The sequence below is a fragment of the Mesorhizobium loti R88b genome (genome assembly GCF_013170845.1).
Taxonomy (GTDB): Bacteria; Pseudomonadota; Alphaproteobacteria; order Rhizobiales; family Rhizobiaceae; genus Mesorhizobium; species Mesorhizobium loti_B.
This window is the reverse complement of sequence record NZ_CP033367.1, coordinates 6,397,323-6,419,010: the sequence shown is the minus strand read 5'-3', so window position 1 is coordinate 6,419,010 and position 21,688 is coordinate 6,397,323. Positions and strand designations below refer to the sequence as shown.

At 63.5% G+C, this 21,688-nt stretch carries 22 protein-coding genes and 1 pseudogene; 15 read left to right on the top strand and 8 right to left on the bottom strand.

All coding sequences use genetic code 11. The annotated features are described in order from the left end of the window. The first annotated feature begins 32 nt into the window (after positions 1-32). From EB235_RS31220 to EB235_RS31205, 4 genes are all read left to right on the top strand, one after another. Positions 33-1,367, top strand: a complete 1,335-nt coding sequence (locus EB235_RS31220) for an aspartate aminotransferase family protein (protein ID WP_032925958.1) — start codon at positions 33-35, stop codon at positions 1,365-1,367. A 195-nt stretch (positions 1,368-1,562) separates the two neighbouring features. Next, positions 1,563-2,909: an NAD(P)/FAD-dependent oxidoreductase gene (locus EB235_RS31215; RefSeq protein ID WP_027033579.1), complete on the top strand. Its 1,347-nt coding sequence runs from the start codon at positions 1,563-1,565 to the stop codon at positions 2,907-2,909. A gap of 112 nt (positions 2,910-3,021) precedes the next feature. After that, complete coding sequence (locus EB235_RS31210) at positions 3,022-3,915, top strand: dihydrodipicolinate synthase family protein (RefSeq protein ID WP_027033580.1); 894 nt, start codon at positions 3,022-3,024, stop codon at positions 3,913-3,915. An 80-nt stretch (positions 3,916-3,995) separates the two neighbouring features. Continuing rightward, positions 3,996-5,015 (top strand): NADP-dependent oxidoreductase, encoded by a 1,020-nt coding sequence (locus EB235_RS31205; protein ID WP_027033581.1) that lies wholly within the window; start codon positions 3,996-3,998, stop codon positions 5,013-5,015. 16 nt (positions 5,016-5,031) lie between these two features. Here the strand turns inward: EB235_RS31205 and EB235_RS31200 are convergent, their stop codons facing one another. Continuing rightward, the gene (locus EB235_RS31200; RefSeq protein WP_027033582.1) at positions 5,032-6,354 is read right to left on the bottom strand and encodes an MFS transporter; all 1,323 of its coding nucleotides are present in this window, start codon (positions 6,352-6,354) and stop codon (positions 5,032-5,034) included. Positions 6,355-6,564: 210 nt separating this feature from the next. On the opposite strand from EB235_RS31200, the gene cyoA reads away from it, so the two are divergent. The 8 genes from cyoA (at position 6,565) to EB235_RS31160 (ending at position 14,833) form a co-directional block, all read left to right on the top strand. After that, positions 6,565-7,743 carry a ubiquinol oxidase subunit II gene (gene cyoA, locus EB235_RS31195; protein WP_027033583.1) on the top strand — a complete coding sequence of 393 codons (1,179 nt, stop codon included), beginning with the start codon at positions 6,565-6,567 and terminating at the stop codon, positions 7,741-7,743. A gap of 10 nt (positions 7,744-7,753) precedes the next feature. Further along, entirely contained in the window at positions 7,754-9,751 is a 1,998-nt protein-coding gene (gene cyoB, locus EB235_RS31190; RefSeq protein ID WP_027033584.1) for a cytochrome o ubiquinol oxidase subunit I, read from the top strand. Between the two features lie 9 nt (positions 9,752-9,760). Continuing rightward, positions 9,761-10,387 carry a cytochrome o ubiquinol oxidase subunit III gene (gene cyoC, locus EB235_RS31185; RefSeq protein ID WP_027033585.1) on the top strand — a complete coding sequence of 209 codons (627 nt, stop codon included), beginning with the start codon at positions 9,761-9,763 and terminating at the stop codon, positions 10,385-10,387. Beyond that, on the top strand, positions 10,384-10,761 hold the full coding sequence (cyoD, locus tag EB235_RS31180; RefSeq protein ID WP_027033586.1) for a cytochrome o ubiquinol oxidase subunit IV: 378 nt from the start codon (positions 10,384-10,386) through the stop codon (positions 10,759-10,761). The genes cyoC and cyoD overlap by 4 nt, the downstream gene beginning before the upstream one ends. A 110-nt stretch (positions 10,762-10,871) precedes the next feature. Next, positions 10,872-11,570, top strand: a complete 699-nt coding sequence (locus tag EB235_RS31175) for an SURF1 family protein (RefSeq protein ID WP_032926797.1) — start codon at positions 10,872-10,874, stop codon at positions 11,568-11,570. Beyond that, a complete protein-coding gene (locus tag EB235_RS31170; protein WP_027033588.1) occupies positions 11,567-12,919 on the top strand; it encodes an ATP-binding protein in 1,353 nt (450 codons plus the stop codon). The genes EB235_RS31175 and EB235_RS31170 overlap by 4 nt, the downstream gene beginning before the upstream one ends. Continuing rightward, entirely contained in the window at positions 12,909-13,445 is a 537-nt protein-coding gene (locus EB235_RS31165; protein WP_027033589.1) for a response regulator transcription factor, read from the top strand. Before EB235_RS31170 ends, EB235_RS31165 begins: the two co-directional genes overlap by 11 nt. A 125-nt stretch (positions 13,446-13,570) precedes the next feature. Continuing rightward, positions 13,571-14,833 (top strand): DUF763 domain-containing protein, encoded by a 1,263-nt coding sequence (locus tag EB235_RS31160; RefSeq protein ID WP_027033590.1) that lies wholly within the window; start codon positions 13,571-13,573, stop codon positions 14,831-14,833. Between the two features lie 22 nt (positions 14,834-14,855). Here EB235_RS31160 and EB235_RS31155 read toward each other — a convergent pair whose 3' ends face one another. Then, positions 14,856-15,098, bottom strand: a complete 243-nt coding sequence (locus tag EB235_RS31155; protein ID WP_348626909.1) for a KTSC domain-containing protein — start codon at positions 15,096-15,098, stop codon at positions 14,856-14,858. A gap of 97 nt (positions 15,099-15,195) precedes the next feature. Here EB235_RS31155 and EB235_RS31150 point away from each other — a divergent pair, with 97 nt between their 5' ends. Further along, positions 15,196-15,810, top strand: a complete 615-nt coding sequence (locus EB235_RS31150; RefSeq protein WP_027033592.1) for an alpha-ketoglutarate-dependent dioxygenase AlkB — start codon at positions 15,196-15,198, stop codon at positions 15,808-15,810. 41 nt (positions 15,811-15,851) lie between these two features. On the opposite strand, the gene EB235_RS31145 is transcribed toward EB235_RS31150, so the two are convergent. Next, a complete protein-coding gene (locus EB235_RS31145) occupies positions 15,852-16,637 on the bottom strand; it encodes an SDR family NAD(P)-dependent oxidoreductase (RefSeq protein ID WP_027033593.1) in 786 nt (261 codons plus the stop codon). A gap of 102 nt (positions 16,638-16,739) precedes the next feature. On the opposite strand from EB235_RS31145, the gene uxuA reads away from it, so the two are divergent. Further along, on the top strand, positions 16,740-17,924 hold the full coding sequence (uxuA, locus tag EB235_RS31140) for a mannonate dehydratase (protein ID WP_027033594.1): 1,185 nt from the start codon (positions 16,740-16,742) through the stop codon (positions 17,922-17,924). A gap of 13 nt (positions 17,925-17,937) precedes the next feature. Here the strand turns inward: uxuA and EB235_RS31135 are convergent, their stop codons facing one another. Together EB235_RS31135 and EB235_RS31130 are read right to left on the bottom strand one after the other, a co-directional pair. Continuing rightward, a complete protein-coding gene (locus tag EB235_RS31135) occupies positions 17,938-18,795 on the bottom strand; it encodes a sigma-70 family RNA polymerase sigma factor (RefSeq protein ID WP_027033595.1) in 858 nt (285 codons plus the stop codon). Beyond that, positions 18,795-19,271: a carboxymuconolactone decarboxylase family protein gene (locus EB235_RS31130; protein ID WP_027033596.1), complete on the bottom strand. Its 477-nt coding sequence runs from the start codon at positions 19,269-19,271 to the stop codon at positions 18,795-18,797. The genes EB235_RS31135 and EB235_RS31130 overlap by 1 nt, the downstream gene beginning before the upstream one ends. Before the next feature lie 419 nt (positions 19,272-19,690). Between EB235_RS31130 and EB235_RS34915 the strand changes: the two are divergent. Continuing rightward, positions 19,691-19,813 (top strand): annotated as a pseudogene (locus EB235_RS34915) (ornithine cyclodeaminase); the annotation flags it as partial. Between the two features lie 33 nt (positions 19,814-19,846). On the opposite strand, the gene EB235_RS31125 reads toward EB235_RS34915, so the two are convergent. The 3 genes from EB235_RS31125 to EB235_RS31115 form a co-directional block, all read right to left on the bottom strand. After that, a complete protein-coding gene (locus tag EB235_RS31125) occupies positions 19,847-20,335 on the bottom strand; it encodes a helix-turn-helix domain-containing protein (protein ID WP_027033597.1) in 489 nt (162 codons plus the stop codon). A gap of 181 nt (positions 20,336-20,516) precedes the next feature. Continuing rightward, positions 20,517-21,332: a trypsin-like serine peptidase gene (locus EB235_RS31120; protein WP_027033598.1), complete on the bottom strand. Its 816-nt coding sequence runs from the start codon at positions 21,330-21,332 to the stop codon at positions 20,517-20,519. Then, complete coding sequence (locus EB235_RS31115; RefSeq protein ID WP_027033599.1) at positions 21,329-21,685, bottom strand: hypothetical protein; 357 nt, start codon at positions 21,683-21,685, stop codon at positions 21,329-21,331. The genes EB235_RS31120 and EB235_RS31115 overlap by 4 nt, the downstream gene beginning before the upstream one ends. Positions 21,686-21,688 lie beyond the last annotated feature (3 nt).

Genomic DNA, 21,688 nt, shown 5'->3' with positions numbered 1-21,688 from the left:
TTTCCGCCGGAACACTTTGGCGGAGTTGCAGCATGTCGAAAAATTCGGATTGTCAATTCTGGGATGCGGTGCAAAAACATCTGATCCGCTATGGCGGTACATTCGAGCCCGCCATCATCGAGCGCGCCGCAGGCTCGTTCGTCTATGATGCTGACGACCGGCCCATCCTCGATTTCACCTCCGGCCAGATGAGCGCACTGCTCGGGCATAGCCATCCCAGGATCGTTTCGACGGTCAGCCGCCAAGTGGAAAAGGTCGCGCATCTGTTCAGCGGCATGCTGTCGCGTCCGGTGGTCGAGCTTGCGCAACGCCTTGCGGCGCTGGCGCCCGGTCTCGATCGGGTGCTGCTGCTTTCGACCGGTGCCGAGTCGAACGAAGCGGCCATCCGGATGGCGAAGCTGGTGACCGGCAAACATGAGATCGTCGCCTTCTCGAAGAGCTGGCATGGCATGACGGGTGCCGCCGCGTCAGCAACCTACAGCGCCGGCCGCAAGGGCTATGGACCCGCCGCCGTCGGCTCGCTCGCCATTCCCGCGCCCAACAGTTTCCGGCCGCGCTTCAAGCATGCCGACGGCTCTTTGGACTGGCTTACCGAACTCAACGATGCGTTCGACCTGATCGACAGCCAGTCGACGGGGAGCCTGGCTGCCTTTGTCGCCGAGCCGATCCTGTCGAGCGGTGGCATATTGGAGCTGCCGCACGGCTATCTTTCGGCCCTCAAGCAAAAGTGCCGCGAGCGCGGCATGCTGCTTATCCTCGACGAAGCGCAGACCGGCATTGGCCGCACCGGCGATATGTTCGCCTTTCAAAGGGATGGCGTCACCCCCGACATACTGACGCTGTCCAAGACCATCGGCGCGGGGCTGCCGCTGTCGGCCGTGATGACGACGGCTGAAATCGAGGAGGCGGCGCACGCCAATGGCTTCCTGTTCTACACCACGCATGTCTCCGATCCGCTGCCGGCGGCGGTCGGCCTCGCCGTGCTCGATGTGGTCGAGGAAGAAAAACTCGTCGAGCGGGCACGGTATCTCGGCGCGAAACTGTTCGACGGACTGTCGCGACTGAAGCAGCGCTATGAGTGTGTCGGCGACGTGCGCGGCCGTGGCCTTCTGCTCGGGGTCGAGATCGTCAACGGCAAGGGCAGGGAGCCCGACCACCAGCTTGGCGCCCGGATTGCGGCGGAAGCGTTCCGCCGCGGCCTGAGCATGAACATCGTGAAGCTTCCCGGGATGGGCGGCGTGTTCCGCATTGCTCCACCGCTGACGATTTCCGAAGAGGAACTCGACCTCGGCCTGAGGATCATTTCGGACTCGATCGAAGCCGGGCTTGCCGCAACCACTGGCCTTTCCGGCATCGCTGCCGAGTGAAGGGCATGGCGATGGCTGCGATGGTGGCCAACAACTTTATCGCACTGGCACGCAAATTCTCCAGGTCCGCAGTGTAGTGCTGACCATCGGTCTCTTGGCGCATTGCCGACATTCCATGGAAGCGGCCAGGTCCGCCGCCGCCAGGACAGGTCTTGCGACCGGACACCTTTGTGGCGCGATAAAGGATAGTACGCATTGAAGACCTTCCCCTTCACCGAAGCCACTCCGATCCAGTTTCAAGCGCCGTTGCCGAAGACCTCGGAAGTCGTGATCATCGGAGGCGGCGTCATCGGCGTGACGACGGCGCTGTTCCTGGCGCGGCGCAACATCTCGGTTACCTTGCTTGAGAAGGGACGCATCGCCGCCGAGCAATCCTCGCGCAACTGGGGCTGGATCCGGCAGCAGGGCCGCGACGCCGACGAGCTGCCGATCGTCATCGAAGCGCAGCGCCTCTGGTGGCAGCTGGCCGAGGAGTGTGGCGAGGACATAGGGCTGACGCAGACAGGCGTCACCTATCTTGCGCGCACCGACAAGGAGATGGCCGGTTTCGCCAAATTCCTGAAGATCGCGCAGGCTCATGGCGTCGACACGCGTCTGCTTGATCAAGGTGAGGCGGCCCGGCTGATCCCGGCCATGTCGCGGCCCTTCAAGGGTGCGATGACCACGCCATCGGATATGCGCGCCGAGCCCTGGGTCGCGGTGCCCGCACTTGCCCGCCTGGCCGCCCGGCAAGGCGTCACCATCATCGAGAATTGCGCGGCACGCATGCTTGATGTCTCGGCGGGACGCATCAGCGGCGTCTGGACCGAGCAGGGGCGCATCGCCACGTCGAGCGCGCTCGTCGCCAGCGGCGCGTGGACGTCGCTGTTCCTGCGCGCGCATGGCATCTCCATCCCGCAACTCAGCGTCAGGACGACTGTCGCGGCGACCGCGCCGCTGCCGGAAATCTACGCCGGTGCCGCCGCTGACGAACACATCGCGTTTCGGCGCAGGCAAGATGGCGGCTACACGCTGGCGGCGGGAGGCAGCCACGTGCTCTATGTCGGGCCGGATGCATTGCGCCACGCGCCGAAGTATCTTCCTGCTCTCAAGGCAAATCCCCTTGGCACGCGCTACCGGCCGGCCGCGCCTCGCGGCTACCCGGACAACTGGTCGACTCCGCGCAAATGGGACGCGGACAAGGAAACCCCGTTCGAACGGATGCGTATTCTCAATCCTGCCCCCGAGGCCAAGGCGCTTCGCGCCATCGACCGCGAATTCAAGCGGCTTTTCCCGCAGTTCGAGACTGTACCGCTCAAGGCGAGTTGGGCGGGCATGATCGATGCGATGCCGGATGTCGTGCCTGTCGTCGATCGCGCCGCAGCGATCCCGGGCCTCGTCATCGCGACCGGCATGAGCGGTCACGGCTTCGGCATCGGCCCCGGCATGGGCCGCGTCCTGTCCGATCTGATCCAGGGCAACGAGATCGGGCACAATCTCCAAAGGTTCCGTCTGTCCCGTTTCAGCGACGGCAGTCCGACCCGGTTGGGACCCTCGCTTTAGATGATCCCGCCCTAGCACGGACTATGGCGAGAGCAGGCGAGCAACCCAGCCCCGGAACCCATTCGATTTCAGCGAGGCGGCCGGATGTCCACGAGCAAGAGGAGATCAAGACATGACCTGGACAGGCGTTTTTCCCGCGGTCACCACCAAGATGCAGGCATCGGGATCCATCGATATCGAGGCCACGCAGTCAAGCATTGATCGGCTTATAAAGAACGGCGTTTCGGGCGTCATCGTCCTGCCAATGCTCGGCGAAAACGCGACGTTGACGCAGCAAGAGCGCGACGCCGTCGTCACCGCCGCCAGCGAGGTTGTCGCGGGCAGGGTGCCGCTTCTGTCAGGTCTGGCCGAACTGTCGACCGACAATGCCATTGCCGCGGCCCGCAACTATCAGAAGCTTGGCGCGCAAGGCCTGATGACCTTTCCAAGTCTTGCCTACCGTACGGATCGCCGTGAAACGGTCGCATGGTACAAGGCCGTTGCCGAGGCGAGCGACCTGCCGGTGATGATCTACAACAACCCCATTGCCTACAAGGTTGATGTCGACGTCGAAACCCTCAAAGCGCTGGTGGATGTGCCCGGCATCGTCGCCATCAAGGAAGAGACAGGCGACATCCGGCGCGTGACCGACCTTTTCAACGCCTTTGGCGACCGCTTTGACATCTTCTGCGGCGTCGACGATCTTATCCTGGAAAGCCTGGCGCTAGGCGTCGTCGGCTGGGTTTCCGGCATGACCAATGCATGGCCGGCGGAATGCGTGGCGCTCTTCAACGAGGCCAGGGCTGGAAACTTCAAGGCCGCATTGCCGCTGTACAGGTTGCTGACGCCAGCCTTCCATCTCGACACCGACGTGAAGCTGGTTCAGTACATCAAGCTTGCCGAACATCTCGTCTACGGCGCGCCCGAATTCGTGCGCAAGCCACGCCTGGAGATCGAAGGCAGTGAGCGTGCGTCGGTTGAGAAAGTCATCAGGGCCACGATCGCCGATCTGGGCAAACGGGTCTGAAGCAGCGCTTGCGGAATTTGATCTCCACGATCATGTCGAGTGCCACCAGCCGGCACGAGAATTCCAGGAGGGAGTATCCAATGTCGACTGAGGCGAACACCCGAATCGTGCTTGCGGCGCGACCGCAAGGCCGGCCGAAGCCAGACGATTTCCGCATCGAGACCGTCGCGATCGCCGAGTCCGGCGAGGGCGAACTGTTGCTCCAGATCCTCTATCTGTCGCTTGATCCCTATATGCGCGGCCGCATGAACGCGGCAAAATCCTATGCCAAGCCGGTCGAGATCGACGGCGTGATGGAAGGCGGCACCGTCGCGCGGGTCATCAGATCCCGCAATGCCGGCTTCACCGAAGGCGATATCGTGCTGTCCCACTCGGGATGGCAGGGTTTCGCACTGTCCGATGGGGTCGGGCTGCGCAAGCTCGACCCTGCCGCGGCGCCGATCACGACCGCGCTCGGTGTGCTGGGCATGCCGGGCTTCACCGCCTATGCCGGCTTGCTGACGATCGGACAGCCAAAGGCTGGCGAGACGGTGGTCGTGGCGGCTGCCAGCGGCGCGGTCGGCTCGGCCGTTGGCCAGATCGCACGCATCAAGGGCGCCCGTGCCGTTGGCATCGCCGGCGGCGCTGACAAATGCGCCTTCGTGTGGCAGGAGCTCGGCTTCGACGCTGTCGTCGACCACCGGGCCGACGATTTCGCCGAGCAATTGAAGGCTGCCTGCCCTGATGGCATCGACGTCTATTTCGAGAATGTCGGCGGTCCTGTCTGGGATGCGGTGTTTCCCCTGCTGAACGAGTTCGCGCGTGTCCCCGTCTGCGGCTTGATCGCGCAATACAACACCATCGCGACATCAGGCACTGATCGGCTGCCGGCACTGATGCAGCAGGTGCTCCACCGCAGCCTGACGATAAGGGGCTTCATCCAGCGCGAATTTGTCGACCAGCGTCCGGCCTTCTATCGCGAGATGGCCGGATGGATCGCGTCCGGGCAGGTCCGCTACCGGGAAGACATCGTGGAGGGCCTGGAGAACGCGCCGCAGGCTTTCCTCGGTCTTCTTGACGGCAAGAACTTCGGCAAGCTCATTGTGCGGGTCGCGCAATAATAGCGTCTCGCAAAAATCAGTCGGGTTGGCGGTCCGCGGCCGGGCGCCGTCCGTCGATCCACAGCGCAAGCAAGGTGCAGGCAGCACCCGACAGCAGATAGGCACCGGCGGCGATGAGGCCGAAATTGCCGGCCAGCAGCAGGGCAGCGAGCGGCGCGAAGCCGGCACCGAACATCCAGGCCAGATCCGAGGTTATGGCCGAGCCAGTGTAGCGATACTGCCGCGAAAAGCTCGAGGCGACGACGCCCGATGATTGTCCGAAACTCAGCCCCAGCAGGATGAAGCCCAGCACCATGAACAGCGCTTCGCCGACAGCGCCGCCATCCAGAAGCTGTGGGGCAAAGCCGCTGAACGTGGCGATGGCGATCGCCGAACCGCCGAGCAGCGCACGGCGTCCGACGCGATCGGCCAGCGGGCCAGATGCGACGATGGCCGCGATGCCGAACAGCGCGCTCACCGCCTCGATCACCAGGAAGCGCGCCGGCCCTTCATTGGTGAACAGGAACACCCAGGACAGCGGAAACACCGTCACCATATGGAACAGGGCGAAACTTGCGAGCGGCGCGAAGGCGCCGATGACGACGTTATGGCCTTCGGCCCTGATCGTGTCCCTGATGCGCGTCGGCTGCAGGTCGCCGCTCTCGTACAGTTTCGAGAATTCGGGCGTGACGACAATGCGCAGCCGGGCAAACAGGGCCACGACATTGATGGCGAAGGCGACGAAGAACGGATAGCGCCAGCCCCAAGAAAGGAAATCGTCGGCCGACAGATTGGCGACGAAGAAGGCGAAGAGAGCGGCTGCCACGATGAGGCCGATCGGTGCGCCCAGCTGCGGGATCATGGCATAGAAGCCGCGCCGGTTCTCCGGTGCGTTCAGCGCCAGCAGCGAGGGCAGCCCGTCCCATGTTCCGCCAAGCGCCAGACCCTGTCCGATACGGGCAAGCGCGAGCAGCCAGATCGCCACCGCACCGATGTCGCCATAGGCCGGCAGAAACGCGATGGCGACGGTCGACGTGCCGAGCAGGAACAGCGCGATCGTCAGTTTCGCGCCGCGGCCATAGGCGCGATCGATGGCCATGAACAGGACCGAGCCGAACGGGCGCGCGACGAAGGCGAGCGCGAAGATGGAGAAGGAATAGAGCGTCCCGACAAGCGGATCGTGCGTTGGAAATATGAGCTTGGGAAACACGATGACAGACGCGATCGCATAGACGAAGAAGTCGAAGAATTCCGACGTCCTGCCGACGATCACGCCGACCGCTATATCGCCGGCGCTGACCTGGCCATGATGCGAGCCGATCAGCTCGCTGTTCGTTTCGGCAGTCGAAGTCTGAGCCATCTTATCCGTCGCCACCGCGTGGAATGAAGTGTCCTGGACCCAATTCTGGGAATTCCCCAAAGGTTTCCATTGTGCACTGCACACTGCGCCAAAGCCATGCCGGCTGGGCATTGGACAAATTGTCCAATGTTGCCGCAGCGCTGCGAGCAGTAGCCCTTGTACTGCACTGCAACATGAACGGTTGCGGCGGTCCATCGAGGGCAGCGTTTGATGAAACGATTTGGAGCCTTGCTTCTGTTTCCCCTGGCCGGGCTGCTCAGCGGCTGCGATCTGGTCGTGCTTGCGCCCGCCGGCGATGTCGCGCTCCAGCAGCGTGACCTGCTCGTGGTCTCGACCGTGCTGATGCTGATCATCATCGTGCCGGTCATGGCGCTGACCGTCTTCTTCGCCTGGCGATACCGGCAATCCAACGCCTCGGCCACCTATGCGCCGGACTGGGATCATTCGACGAAGCTGGAATTGGTGATCTGGGCAGCGCCTCTGCTCATCATCATCTGCCTTGGCGCGCTGACCTGGCTCGGCACGCATCTGCTCGACCCCTACCGCCGCATCGACCGCATCGAGCCCGGCCAGCCGGTCACAGCGCTGCACAAGCCGCTGCGGGTCGAGGTCGTGGCGCTCGACTGGAAGTGGCTCTTCATCTATCCCGACTATGGCATCGCCTCCGTCAACGAGCTGGCGGCGCCGGTCAACCAGCCGATCGACTTCCGCATCACCTCCTCGGCGGTGATGAATTCCTTCTACATTCCAGCCCTTGCCGGGCAGATCTATGCAATGCCGGCGATGGAGACCAAGCTGCACGCCGTCATCAACCGGCCGGGCACGTATGTCGGCTTCTCAGCCAATTACAGCGGCGCCGGCTTTTCGGGCATGCGCTTCGCCTTCCACGGTCTGTCCGACCAGGCTTTCGACCAGTGGGTAGCGCAGAACAGGACCGCGTCGGCGGCGCTTAACCGCGACAGCTATCTCGAGCTCGAAAAGCCGAGCGAGAACGAGCCGGTCCGCCACTATGCCTCCGTCGATCCCGACCTTTATGGCGCCATTCTCAATCTGTGCGTCGAGCGCGGCAAGATGTGCATGAACGAGATGATGTCGATCGACGCCAAGGGCGGCCTCGGTCTTGCGGGTGTCCGCAACACGGTGCCGCTGCAATACGACAAGCTCGCCCGGCGCGGCGCGGTGTTCGGCAACGATCCGTCCTATGTCGTCAGCATCTGCACGGCGGAGGAAGCTGCCGCCTCCCGCGCGGCCAGCAATGCCACGCCGACGGATTGGCCGGCCAGGGATCTTTCCCCGCTGCGCGGGGCGGGGCTGCTGAGGCCAGGCACCGAGAGCCGTCGCGCCGAGGCGGATGCGCCATCGCTCGGCCTGCTACGGCAAGAATTGTGAGAGACAGCCGATGCCCGATACGTTAACCAGATTCATCTTCGGCCGTCTCACCTTGGACTCGCTGCCGCTGCACGAGCCGATCGTCGTGGCCACCTTCGCCGCGGTGGCGCTCGGCGGCGTAGCGCTTCTCGGCGTCATCACCTATTTCAAGCTCTGGGGTTACCTCTGGCGCGAGTGGTTCACCAGCGTCGACCACAAGAAGATCGGCATCATGTACATGGTGCTCGGCCTCGTCATGCTGCTGCGCGGCTTCTCCGACGCCATCATGATGCGCCTTCAGCAAGCCATCGCCTTCAACGGCTCCGAGGGCTACCTCAACGCGCATCACTACGACCAGATCTTCACGGCGCACGGCGTGATCATGATCTTCTTCGTGGCGATGCCCTTCGTCACCGGGCTGATGAACTTCGTCGTGCCGCTGCAGATCGGCGCGCGTGACGTCTCCTTCCCCTTCCTCAACAATTTCAGCTTCTGGATGACGGTCGGCGGCGCCATCCTGGTCATGGCGTCGCTGTTCGTCGGCGAATTCGCCCGCACCGGCTGGCTCGCCTATCCGCCGCTCTCCGGCATCGGCTACAGTCCCGACGTCGGCGTCGATTATTACATCTGGGCGTTGCAGGTGGCGGGTGTCGGCACCACGCTGTCGGGCATCAACCTGATCTGCACCATCATCAAGATGCGCGCGCCCGGCATGACGATGATGCGCATGCCTGTCTTCACCTGGACGTCGCTCTGCACCAACGTGCTGATCGTCGCCTCTTTCCCGGTGCTGACGGCGGTGCTCTCGCTGCTGGCGCTCGACCGCTATGTCGGCACCAACTTCTTCACCAACGACTTCGGCGGCAACCCGATGATGTATGTGAACCTCATCTGGATATGGGGTCACCCGGAGGTCTACATCCTCATCCTGCCGTTGTTCGGCGTCTTTTCCGAGGTCACATCGACCTTCTCGGGCAAGCGCCTGTTCGGCTACACCTCGATGGTCTACGCCACGGTGGTCATCACCATCCTGTCGTACCTGGTCTGGCTGCACCACTTCTTCACCATGGGCTCGGGTGCCAGCGTCAATTCCTTCTTCGGCATCACCACGATGATCATCTCGATCCCGACCGGGGCGAAGATCTTCAACTGGCTGTTCACGATGTATCGCGGCCGCATCCGCTTCGAACTGCCGATGATGTGGACGATGGCCTTCATGCTCACCTTCACCGTCGGCGGCATGACCGGCGTGCTGCTTGCCGTGCCGCCGGCGGATTTCGTGCTGCACAACAGCCTGTTCCTGATCGCGCATTTCCACAATGTCATCATCGGCGGCGTGCTGTTCGGCCTGTTTGCCGGCATCGCCTACTGGTGGCCCAAGGCCTTCGGCTTCAAGCTCGATCCGTTCTGGGGCAAGGTCTCGTTCTGGTGCTGGGTGGTCGGCTTCTGGTTCGCCTTCATGCCGCTCTATGTCCTTGGCCTGATGGGCGTGACGCGCCGCATGCGCGTCTTCGACGACCCTTCGCTGCAGATCTGGTTCATCATCGCCGCCTTCGGCGCGGTGCTGATCGCCTGCGGCATCGCCGCCTTCCTGATCCAGATCTACGTCTCCATCCGCAGGCGCGAGGCCCTGACCGATCCGACCGGCGATCCCTGGGATGGCCGCACGCTGGAATGGTCGACCTCCTCGCCGCCGCCCGCCTATAACTTCGCCTTCACGCCCGTCGTGCGCGACAACGACGCCTGGTGGGACATGAAGAAGGCCGGCTACACCAGGCCGCTCTCCGGCTTCAAGCCGATCCATATGCCAAGCAACACCGGCACCGGCGTCATCCTGGCCGCCTTCAGCGTGGCGCTCGGCTTCGGCCTGATCTGGTACATCTGGTGGCTGGCGGCGCTGAGCTTCGTCTGCCTGATCGCCACAGCGATCGGGCACACCTTCAACTATATCAGAGACTTCCACATTCCAGCTGCGGAGGTCACACAGACGGAAGAGGCGAGGACGACGCTCCTCGCCGCCCAGGGCTAGGGTTTGAGCATGGCTTCGATTGCAACCACGTCCGGACCTGAGCCGGTCTTCCACCTGGAAGAAGAGCATGCGCATGCCGAAGGCAGCAGCACCATGCTCGGCTTCTGGCTCTACCTTATGAGCGACTGCCTGATCTTCGCCATGCTGTTCGCGGCCTATGGCGTGCTCGGCGGCAATTACGCGGCGGGGCCGGCGCCGAAGGACCTGTTCGACCTCGACCTGGTGGCGGTCAACACCGCCATGCTGCTGTTCTCCTCGATCACCTATGGCTTTGCCATGCTGGCCATGGACAAGGGCCGCGTCGCGGCGACGCAAGCCTGGCTTGCCGTGACCGCCCTGTTCGGTCTGGCCTTCCTGTCGATCGAACTCTACGAATTCTCCCACATGATCCATGAAGGCGCCACGCCGCAGCGCAGCGCCTTCCTGTCGTCCTTCTTCACCCTGGTCGGCACACACGGCCTGCACGTCACCTTCGGCCTTGTCTGGCTGGTGACGCTGATGACGCAGGTCGCCCGGTTCGGCCTCATCGAGGCCAACCGTCGCCGGCTGATGTGCCTCTCGATGTTCTGGCATTTCCTCGACGTCGTCTGGATCGGCGTCTTCACCTTCGTCTATCTGATGGGGATGTTGCGATGAGCGCTCACGAGCATGCCGAGGGTCACGACCACGCCCATGGCGGCGCCGCGCATGGGTCGTTCAGGGGCTATCTGATCGGCTTCGTGCTGTCGGTTATCCTGACGGCCATCCCGTTCTGGCTGGTCATGAGCGGCGCCATCGACGACAAGCAGGCGACGGCCATCGTTGTCATGGCCTTCGCGGTGGTGCAGATCGTCGTCCACATGGTGTTCTTCCTGCATATGAACACCGCCTCGGAGGGCGGATGGTCGATGCTGGCGCTGATCTTTACGCTGATCCTGGTCGTCATCGTGCTGACCGGCTCGCTTTGGGTGATGTACCATCTCAACGCCAACATGATGCCGGGACTTCACGACATGCGCGAGATGCCATGAGCCCGGCGCCGGGCGGGGAGGGGACCAGTATCGAGGCACGGATCGGGCCGGCCGGGATTGGCTTGCCCGCCGCGCCAGGAACGGACGCCGGCAGATCGCCCGCGTCGCGTATGTTCCTCCTCCTGCTCGGGCTCCTCGGCGTGCTGGTGTTTCTTGGCCTCGGCATATGGCAGCTGGAAAGGCGCGTCTGGAAGCTCGATCTGATCGCCCGCGTTGACCAACGCATCCATGCCCCCGTTGTCGATGCGCCTGGCCCACTGAGCTGGAGCGGCATGACCGCCGCCGGTGACGAATACCGCCATGTGCGACTGGCCGGGCGCTTTCTGGGCGGCGCCAACACGCTGGTACAAGCGGTGACGGAGCTTGGCGGCGGCTATTGGGTGCTGACGCCGATGCAAACAGATCGCGGCTTCGTCGCACTGGTCAACCGCGGCTTCATTCCCCAGGAGCGCAAGCCTGAGTTCGAGCGGGAAAGCGATGGCATCTCGTCGCCGGCCGTCATTGACGGGTTGTTGCGCATCAGCGAGCCCGGCGGCGGCTTCCTGCGCAACAACGATGTCGCGGCAAATCGCTGGTATTCGCGGGACGTCACGGCAATCGCCACCGCACGCGGCCTAACGGATGTCGCCCCCTATTTCGTCGATGCGGAGGCATCCGGCGACTGGCCGCGTGGCGGCCTGACTGTCGTGATTTTCCGCAACAGCCACCTCGTCTATGCTTTGACCTGGTTCACGCTCGCTGCGATGCTCGGCGCAGCCTTGGCCGCGCCGATGATCGGCGGCCGCCGTCGGCAAGGACCGGCAAGATGAGCGTCACGACATCAGCGTCTGGCTGCGACAGATCCTTCGCGGCAGCCCCTGTTGCGGGCAAGGGCGGCGGAGTCGCCAATCCCGACGCCGCGAACAGGAAGAACCTGCTCCTGCTTATCCAGTTGCGTTGGCTGGCGGTGGCGGGTCAGGTGCTTACCATTCTGGTGACGGAATACTGGTTCGATATCCCGCTGCCGCTGGCGGAGATGGCCGGCGTGGTGCTTTTCCTGGTCGGGTTGAACATCTTCAGCCTGCTGGCTTCGCGTGGCCAGCGCCCGATCAGCAACGCGCAGCTGTTTGTTGCGCTCATCTTCGACATGGTGGCGCTGACGATCCAGCTTTACCTCAGCGGCGGTGCCTCGAACCCGTTCGTATCGCTATACCTGCTGCAGATCACGCTTGGCGCCGCGCTGCTGACACCCTGGTCCACCTGGATCCTGGTGGCGGCCGCTTCCGCCTGCTTCGTCTTCCTCACCTTCCAGTTCCAGCCGATCGCAGTCCCGCATCACGGCGGCAGCGACCTGCTGGCCCTGCATATCAGGGGCATGTTCATCTGCTTCGTGCTGGCGGCGGGCCTGATCGTCATCTTCATGACGCGCATCAACCGCAATCTGCGCGAGCGCGACGCCTATCTCGCCGATCTGCGCCAGCGATCGGCCGAGGAGGATCACATCGTGCGCATGGGCCTGCTGGCCTCGGGTGCCGCGCATGAACTGGGCACGCCGCTTTCGACCATATCCGTCATCCTCTCCGATTGGCGCCAGATACGCAGCGTCACCCGCAACCGCGAGCTGGCCGGGGACGTGGCCGAGATGCAGGCGCAGATCGAGCGCTGCAAGAGCATCGTGTCGGGTATCCTGATGTCTTCGGGGCAGGCGCGGGGCGAAGGCACGATCCGCACCAGCATCCGCCATTTCCTTGATGATCTCGTTCAGGAATGGCGTGTCAGCCGGCAGCCGCCCAATCTGGAGTACAGGAACGATTTCGAACCCGACGAGCAGATCGTCTTCGACACGGCGCTGAAGCAGGTGATCTTCAACGTCTTCGACAACGCCCAGGAAGCATCGCAGGGTTGGGTCGGTGTCTCTGCAGAGCGCCAGGGTGAGAAACTGGTGATTGCCGTGCGCGACCGCGGGTCGGGTTTCGACGAGGGTATTCTGGCGGCACTCGGCCAGCCCTATATGTCGAGCAAGGGACGGCCGGGCGGTGGCCTTGGCCTTTTCCTCGTCGTCAACGTGGTTCGAAAGCTCGGCGGCGACTTTTCGGCGCGTAACATGGAGCAGGGCGCCTGTGTTACGCTTTCGCTGCCGCTCGCGGCGCTGACCGATGGAGATGATCATGAGGCCTGATCGATCCCTGTTTATCGTCGAGGACGACGCCACCTTCGCGAAAACGCTGAAGCGCTCCTTCGAGAAGCGCGACTACGACGTCGTCGTCTGCCACGGCAGGGAAGATTTGGTTCGCGCCCTCGAAACGGCCGTTCCGGCCTACGCCGTCGTCGATCTCAAGCTCGGCGCCGGCGGCTCCGGCCTGGAATGCGTCAAGTTGCTCAGCGCCCGCGACGCGTCGATGAGGATTGTCGTGCTGACCGGCTTTGCCAGCATCGCCACGGCGGTCGAGGCGATCAAGCTCGGCGCATGTCATTATTTGGCCAAGCCCGCCAACACCGATGACATCGAAGCCGCCTTCGGCCGGGCCGAGGGCGATGTTTCGGTGTCGCTAACAACCCGTCCCACCTCGATCAAGAACCTCGAATGGGAGCGCATCCACGAAACGCTCGTCGAGACCGGTTTCAACATCTCCGAAACCGCGCGTCGGCTTGGCCTGCACCGACGCACCCTGGCCCGCAAGCTCGAGAAACGTGTGGTGCGATAGCCGCACCCACGATCAGGCCGAAATCGATTTGGTCCATCGGTCAATTCGAACGGGAGCATTCAAAGCTTTCCTGCGTGGCCCGGGATGCTTATCTGTGTGGGGACACACCGGAGCAGGCAAGGGACTTGGCGCAACGATCGGGCAGTGCTGATCTTCCACTTCACGGCGGACGCGTGCCGAAATGGCTGGGCGACCGCATGACGCGTCTTGGCGCCGTCATGTGTGAGGCGATCATACATCATTATGGCCGCAACGAATTGCTGCGGCGGCTGGCGCACCCGTTCTGGTTCCAGTCCTTCGGCGCCGTCATGGGCATGGACTGGCACTCGTCCGGCATCACGACCAGCGTCGTCGGCGCCCTGAAACGCGGTCTGACGCCGCTGTCGGGTGAACTCGGCATTCATGTCTGCGGCGGCCGTGGCGCACACTCACGCAAAACCCCGCATGAGTTGGCCGCGATCGGCGAGCGCATCGGCTTCGACGGCGCGCGCCTGGCAACCGTAAGCCGGCTTGTCGCCAAGGTCGACAGCGCCGCCGTTCAGGATGGCTTCGACCTCTATCTGCACGGCTTCATCGTCACCGATGACGGCGACTGGGTGGTGGTACAGCAAGGCATGAACGGCGACAGCAAGGTGGCACGCCGCTACCATTGGCTGTCCGAAGGTTTGAAGAGTTTCGTCGATCAGCCGCACGCCGCCATCGAGGGCGCCAACCAGGGTGAGATCGTCAACCTGACCGACCACCGTGCCGAGGCCTCGCGCCAGCGACAGCTGGACCTGCTCCAGGACCTTGGACCGGACCGTATCCTTCGGGAATTCGCTGCTTTGGAATCCGATACCGTATCGGCTCCGGCGCAGCCGCAGCTGCCGCATCTGGTCATGCCGGCTCACCACGATGTGCGCGAAAGCGATGTCATCATGCGTCGCCTGCATGGAAACATGGCGGCCGCCGCCGAGCGTGGCCCGGCGGATTTTTCCGAGCTTCTGCTGGTCCCCGGCGTGGGCGCGCGCACGGTGCGCGCACTGGCCCTCGTTGCCGAAGTGGTGCATGGCGCGCCGTGCCGATTTTCCGATCCCGGTCGTTTCTCGCTCGCCCATGGCGGCAAGGACAGGCACCCGTTTCCTGTTCCGCTCAAGGTCTATGACGAGACGATCGGCGTGCTGAAGTCGGCTGTGCACAAGGCCAGGCTTGGCCGCGATGAGGAAATCGGCGCGTTGAAGCGGCTCGACGACCAATCGCGGCAGGTCGAGCGATATGTCACCGGCCCCAGCCTGAAGGAAATTGTCGCCGGAGAATTCGACCAGTCGCATCTGCTTGGCGGCCGCAGTGTCTTTGGCTGGGAACCGGCGCCGGACCAGGCGCCCGCCGCGCAGACAAAAAAGCCATGACAGGCCAGCTCTACTCCCCGTGTCATGCCACGCGACGGTAACTGTAACGGTCGCGGATGAATTCGTTGAAGAAGCGGCCCTTCGAGGATGCTTTCATGAAAGCTGCGTAGGTCGCCGGGGCGACGTCCGCATAGTCATAGCGATTGCCGCTCGGCGTAAACCAGACGGAGAGGGTCCTGGTTCCGGGATCGTATTGTGTGTTTCGGATCGCGGTCGATGGCATGTTGGCACCTGACGGCTCAGCCAGATAAATTCGCCAGCCCACGGTCCGGTTCCCTGCCGTTGCTCGTCGCCGCTATCTGTCAGGTCTGGAAGCACGGGTCCGTATTGCCTTGTGGTCCGGCCTTCACCATCTAGCTGGGATGTCGTCGCTCAAATCGAAAGCCACCGCCCCCGCTCTGGCATTCCAGTACGATCTGTTTGGCGATGCCGAGGAGTTGCCCGAAGGCTTCGCCTACCAGGCCGGATTGATCACGCCGCAGGAAGAGACCGAGCTCGCCCGGCATCTTGAAGGGCTGCCGTTCCAGGCATTCGATTTCCATGGCCATCTGGCAAACCGGCGCGTCGTCGGGTTTGGCCTGCGCTACGATTATGACCGGCGCGAAGTCGTCGAGGCGGAGCCGATCCCCAACTTTCTGCTGCCTCTACGCGAGAAGGTCGCGGCTTTTGCGCGCCGGCCTGCCGAGGCGTTCGCGCAGGTGCTGATCAATGAATACCGGCCCGGCGCCGGCATCGGCTGGCATCGCGACAAGCCGCATTTCGAAGATGTCGTTGGCGTTTCCTTGCTGGCGCCTTGCAGCTTTCGGCTGCGACGAAAGAGCGGTGACAAATGGGAGCGCCGGACCATCGCCGTCGAGCCAAGGTCGGCCTATCTCATGGCCGGCCCTTCACGCACCGAATGGGAGCACAGCATTCCGCCGCTCGCCGAGCACCGCTATTCGATCACCTTGCGGACGCTGCGCTCCCAAAACCCCTGAGCATCATGCCGCGTGTGAAGGCCGGGCCGATCGTCACGCGTCTACTTCACGCCGATGCCGGCGGTCAGGCCGCCATCGATCTTGTAGTCGGCGCCGGTGCAGAAGCCGGCCTTGGAGGAGCACAGGAAGGCGATCAACTCCGCCACCTCCTCCGGTTCGCCGATGCGGCCCAGCGGATGCGCCGCGCCGAAGCGTCTGTAGGCCTCTTCGACATCGGCGTCGCTGCCATTGTCGCCACGCGCGGCCTTCTCCAGGATCGGTGTGCGGATCGAGCCCGGACTGACCGAATTGACCCGGATACCGGCCGACGCGTAGTCGAGCGCCAGCGAGCGCGTCAGCGTGTGGATGGCGCCCTTGGTCGTGGCATAGGCGGCGACATTCTGCTGGCAGGCGAAGCCCTGCACCGAGGCGACGTTGACGATGGCGCCGCCACCCCGCTTGATCATTTCCGGAATGCCGAAATGGGCGGTCAGGTAGATCGAGCCGACATTGACCGTCATCGCCCGGTTCCAGGTTTCCCAGTCGGTCGTGGTCGCGGTTCCGTAGGGGTGGACAGCGGCGGAATTGACGATGACGTCTATGCCACCGAATTGAGCGACACCGGCGGCGACCGCGTCACGCACCTGATCGGAGACGGAGACGTCAACTGTCTGCACCAGCGCATCCGCTCCGGCCTTGGCAAGGCTTTCCTGCATGGCGGTATTGGCGGCCCGGTCGATGCCGCAGGCGATGATCGCAGCACCCCCCTGCGCCAGTCGTCTTGCGGTGGCGAGCGCGATGCCGGTCGTCCCCGTTACCAATGCTACCTTGCCGTCGAAATCCTTCATCGCGGAAGCTCCTTAATGCGCAATCGAAAACCCTGTTCTGAGTTTGACACCCATCGTAGTCAAACAATAGGTTGCCGGTCTCTCGCAAAAAGGAAAGTTGCAATGGAACAGTGCTGGCGCTGGTATGGTCCGGATGATCCGGTGACACTCGATCATGTCAGACAGGCTGGCGCTACCGGCGTGGTTTCAGCGCTTCACCACATCTACGATGGCAGGGCCTGGCCCGAAGCCGATGTGCTCGAGCGCAAGCGGGTCATCGAGGCCGCCGGCCTGACATGGTCGGTCGTCGAGAGCATCCCGGTCCACAATTCCTTCAAGATCGGAACACCGGAACGCGATCGCTATGCCGGCTACTATCGCGACAGCATCCGGACGCTCGCCAGGGTCGGCATCAAGACGATCTGCTACAATTTCATGCCGGTGGTGGACTGGACGCGCACCGACCTCATGCATCGCCTGCCGACAACCGGCTATGCCTTGCGTTTCGATGCCATCGATTTTGCCGCCTACGATCTTTTCGTGCTGCAACGCAAGAACGGCGCCGCCAGCTACACGCCGGCGCGTGTCGCCGAGGCCGAGACGCGGCTGAAGGAACTGAAGCCAGAGCAGATCGACCAGATCGAGCGCAATCTTATCGCCGGCCTGCCGGCAACCGAGCGCAAATATGACCGCGACAGTTTCCGCGAGGCTTTGGCTGAGTATGACGGGATCGGGCCGAAGGAATTGCGCGACAACCTCGCCTGGTTCCTGCGCGAGATCATTCCGGCGGCGGAAGAGGAAGGGGTGCGCATGTGCATCCATCCCGACGATCCGCCCTTTTCGCTCTATGGCTTGCCGCGCGTCGTTTCGACCGCGCAGGATGCGCGTTTCATCCTCGAAGCGGTCGACAGCCCGGCCAATGGTCTGACCTTCTGCACAGGCTCCTACGGCACGCGCGCCGACAATGACATTGTCGCCATGGTCAAGGAATTCGCCGACCGCATCCATTTCGTCCATCTGCGCAACATCACCATCGAGGAGGACGGCTCGTTCTACGAAGCCGAGCATCTCGAGGGCGGTACCGACATGGCGCATGTCATCCTCGCGCTGATGCAAGAGGAGAAGCGCCGTCGCGGCGAAGGCCGCGCCGACTGGCGGATTCCGATGCGGCCGGACCATGGCCACCTGCTCGCCGACGATATCGGCAAGAAGAAGATCAATCCCGGCTACTCGCTGATCGGCCGCCTGAAAGGCCTCGCCGAACTGCGCGGTATCATGCGCGCCGTGGAGAAGTTCGGGCTGGCCTGACGAGCATGTAGCCTTAGTGTAGGTGCCTGAGCTTCTCGGGGTTGCGCACGACATAGATGGCCGCGATCTTGCCGTCGTCGATGTCGAGTGCAGTGGTCTGAAGTTCGCCATCGGCTTCAAGGGTCACGAAGCCCGGCAATCCGTTGATGAAACCGACGCGGACAAGTTTCGAGGCATGCGTGCGCAGCCAGGCAGCGACCTGCTGGTACTGCGCCATGACGGCATCGAAGCCCAGGACCGGCTGCGTGGCCGCCGGACGCTTGCCGCCGCCATCGGCATGGGCAACGACATCGGCGCTCAACATGGCGCCAAGCGCCTTCATATCGCCGCTGCGCGAGGCCATGAAAAAGGCCTCGGCAAGCTCCAGCCCGTGTTGCCTTTCCAACGCAAAGCGGGGCCGGGCGTCGCGGACATGGCCGCGCGCCCGGGCCGCCAGCTGGCGGCAGGCCGCCGGATCGCGATCGACCGCTGCCGCGACCTCGTCAAACCCAAGCCCGAACACATCGTGCAGCAGGAAGGCGGCGCGCTCGAGTGGTGACAGCCGCTCCAGTGCCAGCATCAGCGGCAAGGTGACGTCTTCCACTTCGTCCTCTTCCACCACTGGATCGGGAAGCCAGGGGCCGACATAGGTCTCGCGTTTGTGTCGCGCGGATTTGAGCTGGTCGAGACACAGCCGCGTCACCGTGCGGCGCAGGAAGGCCTCGGGTTCGCGCACCGCCGCGCGATCGGCCTTCATCCAGCGGATGAAGGCCTCCTGCACGGCGTCCTCGGCATCCGACACCGAGCCCAGCATGCGGTAGGCAACGCGCATGAGCTTCGGGCGCAGCGGGCCGAAGCCCGCCGCCGCATCGTCGGCCTCTGTACTCGTCATCAGGCTGCCGCCGCCCTGGCAGCCTTGATGGCAGCCGGGTCGGCATACAGGCCGAAACCGACAGAGATGCGGTTCCAGGCGTTGATGATGTTGATCGTCAAGGTGAGCTTGATCTGCTCCTCCTCCGTGAAATGCGCCTTCAGCTCTTCATAGGCGCCTGCGCGGCCGGTGTCTTCCGAGATCCGGGTCAAGACCTCGGTCCAGGCCAGCGCCGCGCGCTCACGGTCGCTGTAGCAGGGTGCTTCGCGCCAGGCCGGCAACAGGTAGATGCGCTGCTCGGTTTCACCGTTCTCGCGCGCCTCGGTCGCGTGGAGATTGATGCAATTGGCGCAGCCATTGATCTGCGATGCACGCAGCTTCACCAGTTCGGTGAGGCTGTGCTCGAGGCTGGCGGCGGCCGAGAGCTCGATCGAGGAGCGCTGCCAGTTCTTCATCAGTGAAGGGGCAGCGGCGAACAGGTCGATTTTTGCGGTCATGGTTGGCTTCCTTCTGTTGGTGCCGATCCCATGACGAGCGAGGATTTGCTGGTGTGACATCCAGGCCAGTTTTTTTGATGCCGCCGATCTCTGCCGGGCCGGCTGATCCCGACAGGTCGAGCAGCGAGCGGCCGCTTTCCTCGATCAATCTGTTGCCCTTGCCGCCGACGACGCTGAGCGGTGAGAAGCGCAGCTTGCCGATCTGCGCGATGTCACGGCATCGCGCTCGCGCAGGCTGAGATTGCTCATGAGACCGTTTCCGTCTGCGCCGGCAGCGCCGCCGCCAGGCGGTTCGCCCACTCCTCGATGCCGGACCGGTTCGCCAGCAGATCCTGCCGGATCTCGACGAGGACGGCGGGGACATTGCGCCTTTACGATATCGACCGCTCATCCACGCAGAAATGCATCCGCAACCTCGCCGGCCTCAGCTGAAGCCTACCGGCCTTCACCAGGAACTCGACATGCCGGCCGATCCCGACGAGCCGCGCGACCTGTTTGGCATGCTGCTTCGAGCAGACTCTTCGAAAAAAGCGTTCGTCTGATCTCCGCTGAGCAGACCCCGGAAGCCCCTCGGTCTATCGGACATCGTGGCGGAAATCCGCCCGGCCAGCCAGCACGCAAGATGCGATCGCCGAACGCCGGCCGATGTTCAGCTTTGCGAAAATCCGCCTGATGTGTTCGCGTACGGTGTAGCCGCTGATGCCGAGTTGCCGCGCGATCTCCTTGTCCAGTTTTCCATCGCTGATCAGCAGGGCGATCTGGAGCTCACGCCGTGTCAATATGTCGGCGGCCGACAGTGGAAGATCGCTGGTCGCGGGCGGCAGGTAGACCGCTTCATAGATCAGATAGTGTGTGCCGGCGCACACGATGCGTCCCACCGGCCGGCGCTCATCGGCATGACCACCCGCGCGATCGTCATCGTCCACGTGACGGATGGCGACCAGTGAATGGCCGTTCACGACAAATCTGGAAGTATCCGTTTCCGAATCACATTCCTTCCGTGACGCAGAGATCTCGTCGGCAAAATCAGAGAGTCTCTGCAAGTTCTCGGCACGTGCAATCATGGCCGAACGCCCTAGTTGGCAGGAAACTCAGTACAATCACAAGCCCCGGCGCCCCAACAAAACTGCCGCGCCGCCGAACCCCGGCGCGACCAGTATGAATGCTGCATTGATGGCGCGAACTATAACACTTCCCAGAGTATTAGCATTCGCAAAATCATCATCCGTTCATCTTTTTCGCCACTCAGCGCCTGAACCCGGCGCGGATCGAGCGCAAGAGATCAGGCGTCAGCCTGACACCTCGGTTGAACAGTCCGGCCGGTGCCAGCGGCACGCCGGGCCGGCACCCCCAGGCGCCACCCGAATGCGGCCGCGGGCCGGCGGTGTGAACCGCGATCACCACCGGCGCGCCGGCTTGCTGGCGATGGATCCAGACGGGAGCGCCACTGTGTCCCGGACACGTATCGACGCTGTAGAAAAGCTGCCGTTCCGTGATCCGGTCCAGGCGTTCCGAATGCTCCCATTGCGTGCCATCCGGCTTGTCGGCCGGATAGCCCGAAATGTGCAGCAGCCGCGAGCTGCGAAGCCTTTCGAGGTCCTGGCGGTTCGGCGACCACAGCTGGAAGAATCCCGGCGAAGGCGAGAACGGCCGCTCGAGTTCGATCAGCCCGACATCATGCAGACCCGACGGACGGCGCCGGTATGGCGGATTGACGTGCCATTGCTTGGCCCACTGCCAGCCGAAAGGCCGTGCATCGCGTGACGCGCGACCTGGCGTGACACGGATGCGCACCGCGAGATTGGGCAGGCCGAGGCGCTGCCGGATCGGACTGGTGATGCAATGTGCCGCCGTCAACAGCCGCGTCGGAGAAATCAGGAAGGCAGTACAGCCGGTCATCCTGCCGTCGCCGAAATCGCGTTCGATATGGCAGACCGCACTGTGCGGAAAGCGGTTGGTATGAGTGACCCTGGCCCGGCCGTCGGTCGGCCCGACCACCGCATAGTCCGCTTCGTCGGCCAGCCGGTCGAGTTCGAAGGGCGCGGGCGAAAACAGCGTCATGTCTCTTGCTCGTGTTCGGCCTCCGGTGACGCAACATCGGCTGGCACGGTCCCCGGTCGCACTGCATTGTCGATCCCTTCTTCACGCGCGGGCTCTTCCGGCGCCCCGGCCTCATTCGTATGCGGACTTGCCGTCTGGCCGAGCATGCCGCGCAGGCGCTCCATCAGCAGATGAGCCTCTTCGCCGCGGCCTTCGAGATAGGCCGAGGCGCGATCCATGAACTCCTCGTCGGAGCCGAACGGTGCTTCGACTGGACGCGGCGGTGCTGAGCGCAGCGCCTTGACCTCCTGAAGAACGATGGCATCGAGGTCGGCCCATACCGACCTTGCGTGAGGTGCGACTTGCCCGTGCATAGG

Coding starts and splice junctions, on each gene's coding strand:
- EB235_RS31220 (WP_032925958.1), top strand. CDS start 33: ATGTCGAAAAATTCGGATTGTCAATTCTGGGATGCGGTGCAAAAACAT.
- EB235_RS31210 (WP_027033580.1), top strand. CDS start 3,022: ATGACCTGGACAGGCGTTTTTCCCGCGGTCACCACCAAGATGCAGGCA.
- EB235_RS31205 (WP_027033581.1), top strand. CDS start 3,996: ATGTCGACTGAGGCGAACACCCGAATCGTGCTTGCGGCGCGACCGCAA.
- EB235_RS31200 (WP_027033582.1), bottom strand. CDS start 6,354: ATGGCTCAGACTTCGACTGCCGAAACGAACAGCGAGCTGATCGGCTCG.
- cyoA (WP_027033583.1), top strand. CDS start 6,565: ATGAAACGATTTGGAGCCTTGCTTCTGTTTCCCCTGGCCGGGCTGCTC.
- cyoB (WP_027033584.1), top strand. CDS start 7,754: ATGCCCGATACGTTAACCAGATTCATCTTCGGCCGTCTCACCTTGGAC.
- cyoC (WP_027033585.1), top strand. CDS start 9,761: ATGGCTTCGATTGCAACCACGTCCGGACCTGAGCCGGTCTTCCACCTG.
- cyoD (WP_027033586.1), top strand. CDS start 10,384: ATGAGCGCTCACGAGCATGCCGAGGGTCACGACCACGCCCATGGCGGC.
- EB235_RS31175 (WP_032926797.1), top strand. CDS start 10,872: ATGTTCCTCCTCCTGCTCGGGCTCCTCGGCGTGCTGGTGTTTCTTGGC.
- EB235_RS31170 (WP_027033588.1), top strand. CDS start 11,567: ATGAGCGTCACGACATCAGCGTCTGGCTGCGACAGATCCTTCGCGGCA.
- EB235_RS31165 (WP_027033589.1), top strand. CDS start 12,909: ATGAGGCCTGATCGATCCCTGTTTATCGTCGAGGACGACGCCACCTTC.
- EB235_RS31150 (WP_027033592.1), top strand. CDS start 15,196: ATGTCGTCGCTCAAATCGAAAGCCACCGCCCCCGCTCTGGCATTCCAG.
- EB235_RS31145 (WP_027033593.1), bottom strand. CDS start 16,637: ATGAAGGATTTCGACGGCAAGGTAGCATTGGTAACGGGGACGACCGGC.
- uxuA (WP_027033594.1), top strand. CDS start 16,740: ATGGAACAGTGCTGGCGCTGGTATGGTCCGGATGATCCGGTGACACTC.
- EB235_RS31135 (WP_027033595.1), bottom strand. CDS start 18,795: ATGACGAGTACAGAGGCCGACGATGCGGCGGCGGGCTTCGGCCCGCTG.
- EB235_RS31130 (WP_027033596.1), bottom strand. CDS start 19,271: ATGACCGCAAAAATCGACCTGTTCGCCGCTGCCCCTTCACTGATGAAG.
- EB235_RS31125 (WP_027033597.1), bottom strand. CDS start 20,335: ATGATTGCACGTGCCGAGAACTTGCAGAGACTCTCTGATTTTGCCGAC.
- EB235_RS31120 (WP_027033598.1), bottom strand. CDS start 21,332: ATGACGCTGTTTTCGCCCGCGCCCTTCGAACTCGACCGGCTGGCCGAC.
- EB235_RS31115 (WP_027033599.1), bottom strand. CDS start 21,685: ATGCACGGGCAAGTCGCACCTCACGCAAGGTCGGTATGGGCCGACCTC.